17 protein-coding genes are annotated in these 14,998 nt (G+C 66.7%); 12 read left to right on the top strand and 5 right to left on the bottom strand.

What is annotated here, in order from left to right:
- The first annotated feature begins 6 nt into the window (after positions 1-6).
- Positions 7-1,881 (top strand): choice-of-anchor I family protein, encoded by a 1,875-nt coding sequence (locus ACODTB_RS00345; RefSeq protein ID WP_291113477.1) that lies wholly within the window; start codon positions 7-9, stop codon positions 1,879-1,881.
- 107 nt (positions 1,882-1,988) lie between these two features.
- Here the strand turns inward: ACODTB_RS00345 and ACODTB_RS00340 are convergent, their stop codons facing one another.
- Positions 1,989-3,266 (bottom strand): DUF2157 domain-containing protein, encoded by a 1,278-nt coding sequence (locus ACODTB_RS00340; protein WP_488929034.1) that lies wholly within the window; start codon positions 3,264-3,266, stop codon positions 1,989-1,991.
- Between the two features lie 117 nt (positions 3,267-3,383).
- Here ACODTB_RS00340 and ACODTB_RS00335 point away from each other — a divergent pair, with 117 nt between their 5' ends.
- The 4 genes from ACODTB_RS00335 to ACODTB_RS00320 are packed head-to-tail and all read left to right on the top strand — an operon-like array spanning position 3,384 to position 6,723.
- Positions 3,384-5,213: a glutamine--tRNA ligase/YqeY domain fusion protein gene (locus tag ACODTB_RS00335; RefSeq protein ID WP_291113473.1), complete on the top strand. Its 1,830-nt coding sequence runs from the start codon at positions 3,384-3,386 to the stop codon at positions 5,211-5,213.
- A gap of 24 nt (positions 5,214-5,237) precedes the next feature.
- Positions 5,238-5,645, top strand: a complete 408-nt coding sequence (locus ACODTB_RS00330) for a phage holin family protein (protein ID WP_291113471.1) — start codon at positions 5,238-5,240, stop codon at positions 5,643-5,645.
- Positions 5,646-5,684: 39 nt separating this feature from the next.
- Positions 5,685-6,329 (top strand): nucleotidyltransferase domain-containing protein, encoded by a 645-nt coding sequence (locus ACODTB_RS00325; RefSeq protein WP_291113469.1) that lies wholly within the window; start codon positions 5,685-5,687, stop codon positions 6,327-6,329.
- The gene (locus ACODTB_RS00320; RefSeq protein ID WP_291113467.1) at positions 6,307-6,723 is read left to right on the top strand and encodes a hypothetical protein; all 417 of its coding nucleotides are present in this window, start codon (positions 6,307-6,309) and stop codon (positions 6,721-6,723) included. Before ACODTB_RS00325 ends, ACODTB_RS00320 begins: the two co-directional genes overlap by 23 nt.
- Before the next feature lie 55 nt (positions 6,724-6,778).
- Here the strand turns inward: ACODTB_RS00320 and ACODTB_RS00315 are convergent, their stop codons facing one another.
- Together ACODTB_RS00315 and ACODTB_RS00310 are read right to left on the bottom strand one after the other, a co-directional pair.
- Positions 6,779-7,831: a hypothetical protein gene (locus tag ACODTB_RS00315; RefSeq protein WP_291113465.1), complete on the bottom strand. Its 1,053-nt coding sequence runs from the start codon at positions 7,829-7,831 to the stop codon at positions 6,779-6,781.
- A 107-nt stretch (positions 7,832-7,938) separates the two neighbouring features.
- Positions 7,939-8,058 carry an excalibur calcium-binding domain-containing protein gene (locus ACODTB_RS00310; RefSeq protein ID WP_291113463.1) on the bottom strand — a complete coding sequence of 40 codons (120 nt, stop codon included), beginning with the start codon at positions 8,056-8,058 and terminating at the stop codon, positions 7,939-7,941.
- Between the two features lie 378 nt (positions 8,059-8,436).
- Between ACODTB_RS00310 and ACODTB_RS00305 the strand changes: the two genes are divergently transcribed.
- Positions 8,437-9,303: a restriction endonuclease gene (locus ACODTB_RS00305; RefSeq protein ID WP_488929033.1), complete on the top strand. Its 867-nt coding sequence runs from the start codon at positions 8,437-8,439 to the stop codon at positions 9,301-9,303.
- Between the two features lie 21 nt (positions 9,304-9,324).
- Complete coding sequence (locus ACODTB_RS00300; RefSeq protein WP_291113458.1) at positions 9,325-9,648, top strand: hypothetical protein; 324 nt, start codon at positions 9,325-9,327, stop codon at positions 9,646-9,648.
- Positions 9,649-9,658: 10 nt separating this feature from the next.
- On the opposite strand, the gene pcp is transcribed toward ACODTB_RS00300, so the two are convergent.
- Together pcp and ACODTB_RS00290 are read right to left on the bottom strand one after the other, a co-directional pair.
- Positions 9,659-10,300: a pyroglutamyl-peptidase I gene (gene pcp, locus ACODTB_RS00295; RefSeq protein ID WP_291113456.1), complete on the bottom strand. Its 642-nt coding sequence runs from the start codon at positions 10,298-10,300 to the stop codon at positions 9,659-9,661.
- A 4-nt stretch (positions 10,301-10,304) separates the two neighbouring features.
- The gene (locus ACODTB_RS00290; RefSeq protein ID WP_291113454.1) at positions 10,305-11,060 is read right to left on the bottom strand and encodes a tRNA-uridine aminocarboxypropyltransferase; all 756 of its coding nucleotides are present in this window, start codon (positions 11,058-11,060) and stop codon (positions 10,305-10,307) included.
- 154 nt (positions 11,061-11,214) lie between these two features.
- Between ACODTB_RS00290 and ACODTB_RS00285 the strand changes: the two genes are divergently transcribed.
- The 5 genes from ACODTB_RS00285 to ACODTB_RS00265 all read left to right on the top strand — a co-directional run bounded on the left by ACODTB_RS00285 (position 11,215) and on the right by ACODTB_RS00265 (position 14,964).
- Complete coding sequence (locus tag ACODTB_RS00285) at positions 11,215-11,604, top strand: hypothetical protein (RefSeq protein ID WP_291113452.1); 390 nt, start codon at positions 11,215-11,217, stop codon at positions 11,602-11,604.
- An 85-nt stretch (positions 11,605-11,689) separates the two neighbouring features.
- Positions 11,690-12,910: a GGDEF domain-containing protein gene (locus ACODTB_RS00280; protein ID WP_488929032.1), complete on the top strand. Its 1,221-nt coding sequence runs from the start codon at positions 11,690-11,692 to the stop codon at positions 12,908-12,910.
- Positions 12,911-13,249: 339 nt separating this feature from the next.
- The gene (locus ACODTB_RS00275) at positions 13,250-13,864 is read left to right on the top strand and encodes a DUF938 domain-containing protein (protein ID WP_291113448.1); all 615 of its coding nucleotides are present in this window, start codon (positions 13,250-13,252) and stop codon (positions 13,862-13,864) included.
- Positions 13,865-13,916: 52 nt separating this feature from the next.
- Positions 13,917-14,393 (top strand): tellurite resistance TerB family protein, encoded by a 477-nt coding sequence (locus ACODTB_RS00270; protein WP_291113446.1) that lies wholly within the window; start codon positions 13,917-13,919, stop codon positions 14,391-14,393.
- 124 nt (positions 14,394-14,517) lie between these two features.
- Entirely contained in the window at positions 14,518-14,964 is a 447-nt protein-coding gene (locus ACODTB_RS00265) for an RcnB family protein (protein ID WP_291113444.1), read from the top strand.
- The last annotated feature ends 34 nt before the right edge of the window (positions 14,965-14,998 follow it).

Below are 14,998 nucleotides of genomic sequence, written 5' to 3'. Positions count from 1 at the left end.
GCCCGAATGCGACCCCTGCTGCCCAGCGCCCCCACCACCCGCTTGTTCACCGCCTCGCTGCTCATGACCGCCGTGCTCGCCGCCTGCGGTGGCGGCAGCGATGCCCCGGCGCCCACCACGCCGACGCCCGAGGCCACGCCGGTGAGCCTGAAGCTGGAGAAGATCGGCGGCTACAGCACGGGCCAGTTCGGTGTGAGCGCGGCGGAGATTCCGGCCTTCGACGCCGCCAGCAAGCGCCTGTTCGTGGTCAACGCGCAGCTCGGCGCCGTGGATGTGCTCAACCTGGCCAACCCCGCCAACCCGGTGAAGATCGGCGTGATCGACGCCACCGCGGTGCTGGCCGGCGCCGAGATCAACAGCGTGGCGGTGCACAACGGCATCGTGGCCGTGGCCATCCAGGCCCCGGTGAAGACCGACACCGGCCGCATGGCGCTGTACCGCGCGAGCGACCTGAGCCTGATCAGCTCGGTCACCATCGGCGCCCTGCCCGACATGGTGACCTTCACGCCCGATGGCAACACCGTGCTGGTGGCCAACGAGGGCGAGCCCAGCGACGACTACCAGGTGGACCCCGAAGGCAGCGTGAGCATCATCGACGTGCGCAACCCCGCCGCGCCGGTCGTGCGCACCGCGACCTTCACCGCGTTCAACGGCCAGGAAGCCACCCTGCGCGCCGCCGGCGTGCGCATCTACGGCCCGAACGCCACCGCCGCGAAGGACTTCGAGCCCGAGTACATCGCCGTCTCGGCCGACAGCAAGACCGCCTGGGTGACGCTGCAGGAGAACAACGCGATGGCCAAGGTGGACATCGCCACCGCCACCGTCACCGACGTGCTGCCGCTGGGCTACAAGGACCACGGCGTGGCCGGCAACGAACTCGACGCCTCGGACACGGACGGCGGGGCCATCAACATCAAGACCTGGCCCGGCGTGCGCGGCATGTACCTGCCCGATGCCATGGCCTCGTACACCGTGGGCGGCGCGACCTACCTGGTCACCGCCAACGAAGGCGACGCGCGCGCCTGGGGCGAAGACAACGCGGCGTACTGGGGCGGTGACGCGACAAAGGGCTTCGTCGAGGAGTTCCGCGTCAAGCACCTGGTCAACAAGAACGGCTGGGCGGGCCGCGCGGGCGACGACCTGCCGCCGCAGCTCAACGCCATGGCCGCGGGCGGCCTGCTCAACCCCGCCACCTTCGGCTACTGCGGTGCCATTGCCGGCGACCCGCTGGGCTGCCGCGCCGATGCCGCCCTGGGCCGCCTGAACATCAGCTGGACCATGGGCTACCGCACCAACCCCGATGGCTCGCCCATGATGTTCAGCGCCGCCGGCGTGGCCGACCCGCTGGGCAACCGCCTGATGTACGACCAGCTGTACAGCTACGGCGCGCGCTCCTTCAGCATCTGGAACGCCAACGGTGGCCTGGTGTGGGACTCGGGTGCGGAGATCGAGAAATTCCTCGCCAGCAGCGACTGCAAGCTGGGCAGCGCGCGCAACATTCCCTGCGCCGACTTCTTCAACGCCGGACACGACGAAGGCAACGCGAAGGACAGCCGCAGCGACGCCAAGGGCCCGGAACCCGAGGGCATCGCGCTCGGCCAGATCGGCACCAAGACCTTCGCCTTCATCGGCCTGGAGCGGATGGGCGGCGTGCTGGTGTACGACATCACCAGCCCCACGTCCCCCAGGCGCGTGGACTACCTCAACACCCGCGACGAGTGGGTCACCAACCCGCCGAGCCTGGCCACGGCGGGCGACCTCGGCCCCGAAGGCCTGGTGTTCATTCCCGCGACCCGCTCGCCCAACGGCAAGCCGCTGCTGGTGGTGGGCAACGAAGTGAGCGGCACCACCGCCGTGATGCAGCTCAACTTGATGTATTGAAGAGGCTCCCCCCGCGCGGCTTCGCCGCCCCCCCCTCTCTCGCCTTCGGCGGGAGGGGGGCGACACCTGGGGCCGGCGGAGCCGGACCCTCGGTGTCCCTGGTCAAGTCACTTCGCTCTCGCCAGTGGCTTCAGCGCTGCCGGCAGCCAGTCGGCCAGCCGGGCGTGGAGGCGGTCTTCGTTGCGCTGCCACCAGATGCCCAGCGCCACCACGCCCAGGCCCAGCAGGGTGAGCGCGAACGGGAACAGCAGGCTGTCTTCGAACACGCGGTAGGCCAGGTAGCCCAGGTAGCTGGCCACGCCGATGGCGCCCAGCACGGTGAACACGCGCCGCCCGATGGCCGCGCCGAGGAACACCAGGAACACGTTGATCAGCGCGTACAGGAACTTGTTGAGCTCGGAATCGCTGTCGCGCAGGCTCAGGCCACCCCAGAACATGATGGCGCCGAACAGGTAGAGCCAGAAGGCGAAGTCCTGCCGGTCTTCGGCGTTGTCGGCGGTGCGCGTGCGCAGATCCACCCACACCGCGATGGCGCAGGTGGCCAGGCCGAACACCAGGGACACGTCGCGCGTGAATGTCCAGTCGAAGCCGTCCTTCTGCATCAGCATGTGCGCCACGTCCATGCTGAGGTACCAGATCGTCACCGCCACCGGCATCACCATGAAGGGCAGTTTGTAGCGGTACAGCAGCACCACGGCGGCGGCCAGCGTGGCCAGTTCCAGCGTGAGCCAGCGCCAATCGATGTAGCGGTGGTAGTCGCGGTAGCTGTCGGGTCCACCCTCGGGCCACAGGCCGATGCCCGACTGGAACGCCCACACCGCCAGCGGCACCAGGCACACGGCCAGCGTGGCCAGCACACCGGCGGGCGTGCGCAGGCCTTTTTCCAGCAGGTTGCCCGCCACCAGCAGCGCGCCCGTGAGGTAACCCAGGGCCAGCACGAACACGCCCCAGGCGCCGAACAGCTCCCAGCCCAGCGTCATGAACAGCGTCATGGCGCCGATGGCCAGCATGCCGCCGAAGTAGTAGAGGGTGTTGGTGAAGCTGAACGCCGGGCCCCGGTCCAGCGCGGGGCGCGGGGCCTGGGCCGGCGGTGCCGCCGAGCCGGCGGCGAGGTCTTCCTGGGCGAGCTCGGCCGCCGTGGGCACCACGGAGGGGGACGGTGAGGCGCCTGCGGCCACCCGCAGCGGGCTGCCCGGCGAGGCCCACGACGCCCAGAGCGCATGCGCCTCGGCCGGCGGGATGGCCCCCCGCTCCACGGCGGCCTCCACGTCGCGCCAACCCAGCTGCACGCGCACCGAGGGCAGGAACACGTCCTCCGTCTGCGTGATTTCCCACCGCGTCGGCTCGTCGGTGGGCATGGTGTCGGGGTTGTCGTTGTTGTTCATCTCGGGCTTCCTCTTCCTCGTCCGGGAACGGCCACGATACCGGAAAGCGCCACCATGGAACCAAAGTAGCACTCGGCCAAAAGCGGTGCACATCGGGCCGGGTCAATAGAATGGCGCATGAGCTCCACCCACCCCAGCAACAAAACCAGCACCCCCGCCACCGACGGCGAACACAAGGTCAGCAACTTCCTGCGCCAGATCATCGAGAACGATCTGGACAAAGGCACCTACCAGAGCCGCCGCTGGGCTGGCAGCCCCGGCGACGCCGCGCACCAGGCCCAGGGCCAGCCCGACCCGGCCAGGATCCGCACCCGCTTCCCCCCCGAGCCCAACGGCTACCTGCACGTGGGCCACGCCAAGAGCATCTGCCTGAACTTCGGGCTGGCGCGCGACTACGGCGGCGTGTGCCACATGCGCTTTGACGACACCAACCCGGAGAAGGAAGACACCGAGTACGTCAACAGCATCATCGACGCCGTGAAATGGCTCGGCTTCAGCTGGGAGGCCCACGGCCGGCAGCACCTCTACCAGGCCAGCGACTACTTCGACTTCATGTACCGCGCGGCCGAGTACCTGGTGCAGGCCGGCCACGCCTACGTGGACGAGCAGACCACCGAACAGATGCGCCTGAACCGCGGCGACTTCGGCAAGCCCGGCGTGGACAGCCCCTTCCGCAGCCGCACGCCCGCCGAAAACCTCAAGCGCCTGCGCGAGATGCGCGACGGCCTGCACGAGGACGGCAGCATGGTGCTGCGCGCCAAGATCGACATGGCCAGCCCCAACATCAACCTGCGCGACCCGGCGATCTACCGCATCCGCCGCGCCACGCACCACAACACGGGCGACACCTGGTGCATCTACCCGATGTACACCTTCGCGCACCCCATCGAAGACGCACTGGAGCAGATCACCCACAGCTTCTGCACGCTGGAGTTCGAAGACCAGCGCCCGTTCTACGACTGGCTGCTCGAGCGCCTGTGCGAAGGCGGCCTGCTGCAGACCCCGCCACCGCGCCAGTACGAGTTCGCGCGGCTCAACCTCACCTACGTGATCACCAGCAAGCGCAAGCTCGCGCAGCTGGTGTACGACCACAAAGTCAGCGGCTGGGACGACCCGCGCATGCCCACCATCGTCGGCCTGCGCCGGCGCGGCTACACGCCCGAGAGCATCCAGCTGTTCGCCGAACGCATCGGTGTGACCAAGAGCGATTCCTGGATCGACTACAGCACGCTCGAAGGCTGCCTGCGCGAAGACCTGGAGAACAAGGCCCACCGCGGCATGGCCGTGCTCGACCCGGTCAGGCTGGTGCTCACCAACTGGGCCGAGACCTTCGGCAGCGATGACCACACCGAGGACTGCACCCAGCCCGCCCTGCCCCACTCGGCCATCGCCGAAGGCCAGCCCGAACCCGCACCGCGCGTGTTCAAGATCGGCCAGGCCGTGTGGATCGAGCGCGAGGACTTCGAGGAAGTGCCGCCCAAAGGCTACAAGCGCCTGTTCCCCGGCAACGTGGTGCGCCTCAAGGGCGGCTACGTCATCGAATGCACCGGCTGCGCGAAAGACGCGGACGGCAAGGTCACCGAAGTGCATGCCAAGGTCATCCCCGGCACCAAGAGCGGCACCCCGGGCGCCGACAGCGTGAAGGCCAAGGCCGCCATCACCTGGGTGAGCGTGGCTGACGGCGTGCAGGCGGAAGTGCGCCTCTACGACCGCCTCTTCCTCGACGCGCAGCCCGACGCCGGTGGCAAGGACTTCATCGAAGCCCTGAACCCGAACAGCCTGAAGGTGGTGACCGCGTACGTGGAGCCTTCACTGGCGCAGGCGTTGCCGGACGACAAGTTCCAGTTCGAACGGCACGGCTACTTCGTGGCGGACCGCCAGGACCACGTGGCGGGCAAACCGGTGTTCAACCGGGCGACGGGGTTGAAAGACTCCTGGGGCAAGTAAACACATCCGAGGGAACATCCCACCATGCTCACCAACCTCACGCCGTTCCTGCTGCACTGGGCCATCACCGGGTTCGCGCTCTGGGTGGCGAGCCATGTGTTCAAGGGCATCCAGTTCAGCAGCACGTCATCGCTGGTGGTGTCGGCGCTGCTGCTGGGCCTGGCCAACGCGATCGTGCGGCCCTTGCTCGTGCTGCTGACCTTGCCCTTGACGCTGCTGACCTTCGGCCTGTTCCTGCTGGTCATCAACGCGCTGATGCTGTTGCTGGTGGCCAAGGTGGTGAACGGCTTCAAGGTCGATGGCTTCTGGACCGCGTTCTGGGCCAGCCTGTTCATGTCCTTGCTCAGCGTGGTGCTCGGCGCCTTCGTGCTGGGCGGTTCGCCGGAGTACATGATCGAGACCAGTCCGGGGCCGGGGTCGGTGTGGCTTTGAGCAGCTAGCGATCCTTGCGATCAAAAACCCAAATTGGGTATGATCCACCCCAATATGGGTAAAGAATCCACCTTGGCAGGTTCTGCGGCGGCGAATGCCTTGTTTCCGAAGACGCGGCAACGCGTCCTGGCCGTTCTGTTCGGCTCACCCGACCGCAGCTTCTACACCAGTGAAGTGATCGGTATGGCGCGATCGGGTGCCGGTGCAGTGCAGCGCGAGCTGGCTGCACTGGCGGACGCCGGACTGCTGACCGTGCGCCAGCAGGGCAACCAGAAGCATTTTCAAGCCAACCCGGCGTCCCCTGTGTTCGCCGAGCTGCGCGGCCTGGTGCTCAAGACCATCGGCTTGGCGGATGTTCTGCACGCCGCGCTGGCGCCACTGGCCACGCAGATCGAGTGCGCCTTCGTGTTTGGCTCCATCGCCAAGCAACAGGACAACGCGCAGAGCGATGTGGACTTGCTGGTGGTCACCGACAAGCTGGGCTATGGCGATGTGTTTGCCGCACTGGAAGAGGCCGGTTTGGCATTGGGACGCAAGATCAACCCGGCTCTCTACACCGCAGCGGATTTTCGCGCACGGCTCCATGGCGACAATGCGTTCATCAACCGTGTGATGCAACAGCCCAAGATATGGCTCATCGGCCAGGAGAAATCCGCCCAACATGAGCCCACCCACCCCGCTTGAAAACCTGAGCCGCCCAGGTGGTTCGCTCAAGGCCGAGCCGCCCGATGCGGCAGAGACAGCGGGCCTCTTGCGCACCGGCCTCGCCCGGTTGGCCGATGCAGGCAACGCTTCACTGGCGCTGGAGAGCCGCTTCGACCTCGCCTACAACGCAGCCCATGCGCTGTGTCTGGCGGCCCTTCGTGCCAAGGGCTATCGGGCGAGCAATCGCTACATCGCTTTTCAGGCTCTGCCGCACACGCTGGGGCTCGGACCCGAGGTATGGCGCGTGCTGGACCTTTGCCATCACAAGCGCAACCTCGGCGAATACGAGGGCTTGATGGAAGTGGACGCGCGTTTGCTGGAAGACCTGATCGTGGCGGCACGAAAGGTGGCGGCTGCACTGGCTCAGATCTGAGGCCCTGGTCTGAGGGCACGCGAGAGGATGGCGGACGCACGGAGAGGGTGTGAACTCAAGTGCGGCAACCGCCTGCTTGCGCGGTCGATAGCGCGGGCATCTGGCGAACAGTGTGGACGCCCTCACCTGGAATGGTGATGCGCACCGCACCGTTGCGGCCCTTCGGTTGAGTGCCGTCCAGTTGCACCTCGATCAACCAGCGCTCGCCGAGGTTGGAAAGCACTTGCGCGTGGACTGTGCCCCAGTCGGCATCTTCAGTGCAATTCACTGGCTTGGCGGCTGAGGCGGAAGTCAGCGCACTCCGAATCAGATGGCATGTGCCTTTCGACACGCGCAACTCATTGACCTGTTTTGCACGAATACCTGCCATCTCCGCGACGACGGTGGGCAGGTAGCTGATCCGCCCTTGCAAGCCCGGCAGCGAGATCATCAAAAGCGGCATCAGGAACATCAGCATCAAGGCGCATCCCCATAGAGGCAGTCTGTGGAAAAGCAGGGAGGTCGCGAGAACAACCATCAGCCAGGCTACGACGAAGACACCGACATGCCACCCGTCAGCACCCTGCGAAGGGTACAAAACGGAGAAGAGTGCAAGGAATGGGAAGACACCGAAGAAGCAGACGTTGATCGCTGAAAGCTGCCGTCGCCACCAAGGGTGCTGGTGTGCCGTCTGTTTGATCTGGTACCACGCCCATCCCAAGCCACCGATCAAGACAAAAACCGCGCCTGGAACCAGCACGAACTCCGGGTCATTCTTGCAATCTCGCCACAACCGGTACCCGACGAAAAGCAGAAACGCACCGACTCCGACCAACTGCAATGTCCACAGGGACGAAGGCCTGTTGATATCGGTTTGATCGTCCAGTCCGGCTTCTCGGTACGCCCACAGTGGCGCAAGAAGCGAGCCTGCCGTGTACAGGCAAAGGGCCGCAGCCAGCAGCCCGACGAAAAGACTCGCACTCAACATCGCGGGGATGTCCGCCGGCACAAACTCGATTGACCGGAAGTAGAAATACAGCAGCGCCAAGCCACAACCCGTGCCGACCGCTCCCAACGTCACCCACGGTATGGCGCCCATGAACGCCACGAGACGCTTGAGCAACATCATTGGTTCAATCGGCTTGCCTTTCGTGGCTGCGGGCGCCCGCGTCTGCTGCACTCCAATAGGCTCGCCGTGTTCCGTGTCTGCTCGCATACGTCTCCGCCTCGCTCCATTCACCGATCGGCCAAACCCGTGCACCACTGTTGCTCGCACGGAACGCCATCCCCGTCGCCGTCCATCTTCACACCCGGGCAGTGCTTGAGAAAAAGCCTGGCCTCACTGCACGAGGTCATCTGTGAGCAATGCAAGCGGCCATCACAGCGAAATGCGCGAGCGGCAGGGAGTTTGCTTGAAGCGGGGCCTGGTGCAGCCGTCGCACCGCACGGCTCGTGCGAGTAAGAGGCCTTGCCCCTGGTTTCGCATCGGTAAACCGTCTGGCCAGACGCGGTCAACATCGCCATCATGAGACCGGCCACCACCGCCAGTCGGCCCAGCGCACGCGCTCGCCGATTCGTGCCCTCGCTTGTTGCCATTGCGCCCTCCCGCGTTGTGGAACTGCGGCATCATGCCCGCGACCGAACAAAAATCAAACGGGGGTTTCTCGCATGGGCAGGTCATCGACTCCAAGGGCACATCGCAGAAAGGACCATCAGCCATTTCTCGAGAAGGGGTTGCGCGCCTTGTTTCTGGGTGCCGGTTTGTGGTTGCTCCCACTGTTGATGGCGGGTCATCCTTTGCTCGGCAGCGCAGGCCAATCGCTTCGAGCGCTCGCATGGTTCTTGATGGGCGTGGGGGTCCTGCTGGTCGGCATTCACTGCTTGCTGAAGGCCAAGGCTGCCGATGAACGCGCTCGGCCGCTGCCCAAGGTCGAACCCGGTCTGCGCGGAGCCGCATCCGTCAAACCGATGGGCCCGCATGAAGAAACGGCCATCTGGCATTCAGGTGCTGCAGAAACGGCTGGCGCGGCCAACACGTCTCGCCCGCTCAAGGAGTGGAGCCCGGCGGTTTTCCAAGCCATCGAATGGCGGCGCTTCGAAGCGGTGTGCGAATTGCTGTTCGCACAGGCGGGCTTCGAAGCACGCACGCAGTCCCATGGCCCGGATGGTGGCGTGGACGTGTGGCTGTATTCAAAACACGCACAGGGTCCCGCATTGGTCGTGCAGTGCAAGCACTGGCGGTCGAAACGCGTGGGGGTGAAGGAGGTGCGCGAGTTCTTGGGGGTCATGGCATCAAACCAGCTGAAGCGCGGCACGTATGCCACCACCTCCACCTTCACGTCCGATGCGGTGGATTTCGCGAGACGCAACGGCATTCATTTGCTGGATGGCAAGGGCCTCATCACACTGATTGCGCAACGCACACCGGAACAGCAACAAGCCCTGCTGGGCGTGGCATTCGAGGGCGACTACGCGCGACCGACGTGTGCAAGCTGCGGAATCAAGATGGTCAGGCGAACACCATCGAGAGGTGGGTCCGATTTCTGGGGCTGTTCGAATTACCCGCGATGCCATTCACGCCTGGGCATGACCGCAGGCTGAACGCGGCAGAATCCACCGGATATGCCGCGCCCTCACCACCACGTCTACGTGATCGAGCTCTCCAAAGACGTGCTGAGCGAAAGCAAATTCCGCAAGAACAACCCGGGTTACATCGACGGCAAACCCTGCGTCTACGTCGGCATGACCGGCCTCGACCCGGACGTGCGTTTCGACAAGCACAAGGCCGGCATCCAGGCCAATGCCTACGTGTTCAAGTACGGGCTGCGCCTGCTGCCCGACCTCTACGAGGCCTTCAACCCCATGCGGTATGAAGCCGCCGTGGAGAAGGAAATCGAGATCGGCATCGACCTGCGCTCTGCCGGTTTCGGTGTCTGGCAGGCCTGAGCCGGCCGGCTCAGTGGGTGGTGCCGGCGCCCAGCGCGTGGTCCTGGTCCACCTGCAGTGCGCTGCGCACGGCCACCCGCAGCCCGCGCACGATGTCGTCGAGCGCCATGTTCGGCACCCCCTGTTCCGGCAGCCACGGCACGTGCACGAAACCACCGCGCGTGTGTGCCAGTTCTGGCACCGTGGCCAGTGTGCGCATCAGGCCGTAGAACACGTGGTTGCAGACAAAGGTGCCGGCGGTCTGCGACACCTCGGCGCCCACGCCTTCCTCATGCAGCGCGGCGAGCATGGCCTTGATGGGCAGGCTGGTGAAGTAGGCCACCGGCGCATCGCGGACCACCGGCGTGTCCACGGGCTTCGCACCCGCGTTGTCGGCCAGGGGCGCGTCGTTCACGTTGATGGCCACGCGCTCCAGCGACAACACTTTGCGCCCACCGGCCTGCCCCACACAGATGACGAGGGCGGGCTGGTGTTGGCGCAGCAGCGCGTCCAGCTCGCGCAGCGAGGCCTCGAACACGGTGGGCAATTGCGCCGCCACCACGGTGTGGCCGAGCACCTTGCGGCCGTGCAGCGCCTGCACGGCCAGCCAGCTGGGGTTGAGCGGTTGACCGCCGAAGGCATCGAAACCGGTGAGCAAGACCTTTTTCTGCATCGCGTCAATCTACCGCACGCAGCGCCTGCAGCCGCCCGTGGGCCTCGGAGGCGATGTCCAGCGGGGTGCTGCGCTTGATGCTGAGGTAGTGCGCGGTGAACACGTCCAGCCACGCGGCCAGCGTCTGCGCCGCATGGCTTTCACCGGCCAGCTCCAGGCAGAGCGCCGCCACTTCCGAGGTGCAGAAGTGGCTCTCGCGGAACGACCGCCTCAGGCGGTAGTTGGAGACCACCTGTTCGGGGTGCAGGCTGAGCACGGGCAGGTGGTCCAGATAGGGGCTCTTGCGGAACATCTTGCGCGCTTCGGACCAGGTGCCGTCGAGCAACACGAACAAGGGTTTCCTGGCGCCTCCGTGTGCGGGCTCCACGTGGCGGAAGTCGGTCACCACGCGCTCGGGCGGCACGAATTCGCCGGGAAACACGAGGTAAGGCTGCCATTGCGGATCAGCCAGCAGGGCGGGCAGGCCGGGGTCCACTTCGGTGCGGGACCATTTGAAGGCCCAGGTGTCGGCCACCACATCGGCCACCAGCCAGCCGGTGTTGCTGGGCTTGAGCGCTTCGATGTCGCCCATGATGAGGCAGACGCCGGCGCGCGTGGGCGTCTGCGGGCGCCAGGCGCACAGGCAATGGCTGGCGGTCAGCCGGCAACCGGCGCAGCGCCCCAGGCCTGAGCCGCGGGCCACAAAAGGTTTGGCGCTGGCGGCCAGGCGGGTGGTGCGCAGGCGAGAAACGGCATGCTCGGAGGCGGAAACAGATTGCATGCAAGGAATGTAGGCGCAAGTGCCCAGGCAGGGATTTTTCTTACACCTGCGGTCGCCAGATGTAACGCCTTTCGCGGTCAGCCGGCCATGGCTCCGTTGGTCGCCCTGCGGCGCGGCCTGAACGGCGTTTGGCACATGATGGCGGGGATTTCTCATGACCAAGACCACCAGCTCCAAGACCAAGTCCGGGCGGCGCAAAGCCCATCGGCGCAGAACCCAACCCCTGCTTTTCAACGGCCTCGGCGCGCTGTTGGCAGGCATCTTCCTGTGGATGGTGTCCTTGGCGATGGCGACCGAGGCTTCGCTCAAGTCCGCCGCCAAGGCTTTGCTTGCACCGGCCTGGATGGCGCTGGGCCTGGGCGTGGGGCTGCTGGTGCTGCACGTGATGTCCAAACGCCGCGCGCAGGCCGAAGCGGATATGCTGCTGCGCCAGCACTCGACCTTCCTCGAACCGATGCCGCGGCTCAAGCCCCGCCCCAGCAAGCCCAGGCACAAGGAGCCCTTTCAGGGACAGCAGCAGCGCACGTCGGCCACGGGCCGGTAGCGGGATCCGCACGCAATGCGAAAGGGCGTGACAAACTTGACGGGATAGGACCTCGCCCTCCCGGTCGACTCCCGATAATCCTCGCATGCCCATTGCCGAAATCGCTGTCTGGTCCGCCATGCTGGGTGGCTTGTGCACCCTCGCGGCACTGGCACTGGCCGACCTGTTCCAGGGCCACAGCATCGGCTCTCTTCGCAACCTGCTGTTCGTGTCGATCACCGGTGCCAGCTGCGTGGTGATGACGGGTTTGCCCGAGGTCTTCTTTCCCGATCTGCCCGAGCGGCTGATGATGGTGCTCAAGGCCGGCCTGGGCCCGGCGGCCGGGGCCATGGGCCTGTACTACGTGGGCACGTGGCTGGGTGGCGCCCGCGAGGACGGGCGGGTGCACCGTCTCACGGCGGTGGGCGGTGCGCTGCTGGTGTCTGCCACGGTCATCCTGGTGGTGCTCGCCAGTCAGATCGAACCCGACAACTTCCGCGAATTGCTGGTGGCCACCGCGGTGGTGAACATGGTGCCGGTCTTGCTCGCCCTGGCGGCCGCGTTGCGCGCAGCCCGGTTGGGCGACCCGCTCGCGCGCTGGATGGTGGTGGCCATCGGCTGCCTGGCCGTCACGACGGTCGGCCACTACCTGCGTGGCCTCGAGGTGCCGGGCCTGGGCGTGGGCACCTGGCTGTTCACCGCGGTGATCACGCTGGTGTTTTTCCTCATGGCCTCGGTGCTGGGCCTGCTGCGCAACCGGCACAACCGCGAGATCGCGCGCCTCTCGCGCTTGTCGAACAGCACCGACCCGGCCACCGGCCTGTCCACGGGTTCGGCCCTCATCGCCGACGTGGAACACGCCCTCTGGCGCGCCGCCCGCCTGGACTGTGAGGCGGCCGTGTTGTGCCTGTACGTGAGCAACCTGTACGAACTGGCCGATTCGGCCGGGCCCAGCGCGGAGCATCAGATCCTGTCCACCGTGGCCGCGCGCATCCGCCGGGCGGCGGGCTTTCGTTGCGTGGTGGGGCTGTACCACCCCCGGTGCTTCGTGGTGGTGCTCACCATGGACCCGCACCAGCCCCCGGTGCGCGCCACGGCCGCGCGCATGGCCTTGACGGTATCCAACCCCTTGACGGTGTTCGACGAGCAGCGCAAGCGCCAGCCGTTCCGCCCGCGCATCGGCCTGGGCGTGGTCACGGTGGACCCCGCCAGCGCCACGCCCACCGACGTGATCAACGAAGCCGAACGCCAGGCGCTGGCCATGGCCAGCACGGCACCCCGCGACGGCGAACAAGGGGTGGAGACCGAGCCCGCGCGCCTGCGCTGAAGCCTCGCGCCCTCAGCGCATCAGGCCCCCGCAGAGTTCGCGTTCCAGCCCCGTCGCATCGGCCTTCCAGCGCTCCACCAGGCGATCGCCGATGGGCATATCGGGCCCATGGCGCATGAGGCGAGAGACCTGTCCCGATGCGCCGGGTCTGGCCGTCGATCACGTCGTTGACCCGACCGGTGACCACGGTGAACGACTCGCTCGACACCTGCTCGGTCGGCGCCTTCGCCACGGGGTGGAGGGCACAGCCTTGCAGCTGGGCTGCCAGGGCGACCATGAAGGTCCATGGCTTCATGGCAGCGAACTCTCGCACCGCCCTCCGTACCGGACAATGCCCCCATGAACGCCAATGTCCTGCGCCTGAGCCCTGCCGCCGAACGCAACAAGCGGCCCATTCTGGAGGTGCTCCGCCAGGCGCTGCCCGAACATAGCCGCGTGCTGGAGATCGCCTCGGGCACCGGCCAGCACGCGGCCTGGTTCGCCGCGGCCATGCCGGGCTGGCGCTGGCAGCCCACGGACTTCCAGGCCGACGCCCTGCCCTCCATCCGCGCCTGGGCGGCCGACACCACCGCAGGCCATGTGCTCGCGCCGCTGCAGCTGGACGTGCTCGCGCCCCACTGGCCGGTGGGCCCGGAACCCTTTGACGGCATCTTCTGCGCCAACATGCTGCACATCGCGCCGTGGGCCACTTGCGCAGCGCTGATGCAGGGCGCGGCCCGGCACCTCACGCCGCTGGGTGCACTCATCACCTACGGTCCCTACCTGGAAGACGGCGTGCCCACCTCACCCGGCAACCTGGCGTTCGACGAGAGCCTGCGGCGCGAGAACGCGGCCTGGGGCATCCGCCAGCGGGAAGCCGTGGAAGGTGAAGCCCGGCGCGCCGGCCTGGTGCTGAGCGAACGGCACGCCCTGCCGGCCAACAACCTGCTGCTGGTCTGGCGCCGGGAACCCTGAGCCCTCGCCCCGGCTCCACCTCTCTACCCACGCGCCACACCTTTTCCACACCATGCTCAGAAACCTCAAGGACCTGTTCGACACCCTCACCGCCAGCCTCACGGCACCGGCCGGCGCCCAGGCGCCCGCCGAGCAGGAGCACACCTTGCAGCTCGCCACCGCCGTGCTGCTGGTGGAAGTGGTGCGCGCCGAGCCCAGCCTGCAGGACAGCGAGCGCGACGCGGTGCTGACGGCCCTGCGGCGCAAGTTCGCGCTGAGCGACGACGAGCTGCAGCGCCTGCTGGAGCTGGCCCACGAGACCGCGCGCACCGCCTACGACTACCAGCGCTTCACCGCGCTGATGAACGAGCGCTTCACGCAGGCGCAGAAGATCCGCGTGGTGGAAGCGATGTGGGAGGTGGCCTTCGCCGACCACCACCTGGACGCGCACGAGCACCATGTCATCAGCAAGGTGGCCGGCCTGCTGCATGTGACACATGGTGAGTACATCGCGGCCAAGCTGCATGCCCAGGCCGCCATGAAAGGCTGAGCGGCAAGGCTTCGGTGGCCGGCACAAGCCGGTACAGAACTTTGCACAGGCGGAGCGCGGCATTTACCGGGCGTTCACATGCGCCGGACACGATGGAGTCTCACCAACCCCAGGAGAAAGCTCCATGAAATCCCGAAACCTTGTTGTGTACGCCCTGGCGGCCGCCTCCCTCGGCGTGAGCTCGCTGTCCTTCGCGCAAGGTGCGCGATTCGAGCCCAGCCACCTGCAGCGCGTGGACGACCGGCGCGATGACCGCCGGGACTACCGCCAGGACCGGCGCGACGATCGCCGCGATTTCCGCCATGATCGCCGTGACGACCGGCGCGACTACCGCCATTCGCGCAACGACCGGCACTACCACCATTACTACTACAACGCGCGCGGCCCCGAGTTCCGCCGCGGTGGCTACATCCCTTACGAATACCGCAACCGCCAGTACGTGGTGGTGAATCCGCACCAGCACCGCCTGTACGCGCCGCCGCGCGGCCACCAGTGGGTGCAGGTCGGCACCGACTACGTGCTGGTCGCCATCGCCACCGGCCTGATCGCCAACCTGATCCTGAACAACTGACGTTCCACGGCGCAGGCACCACCGCGCCCAGGGC

The organism is Hydrogenophaga sp. FG152, from assembly GCF_057809615.1.
The sequence above is the reverse complement of the archived record's forward strand: the minus strand, read 5'-3'. Positions and strand labels throughout refer to the sequence as shown.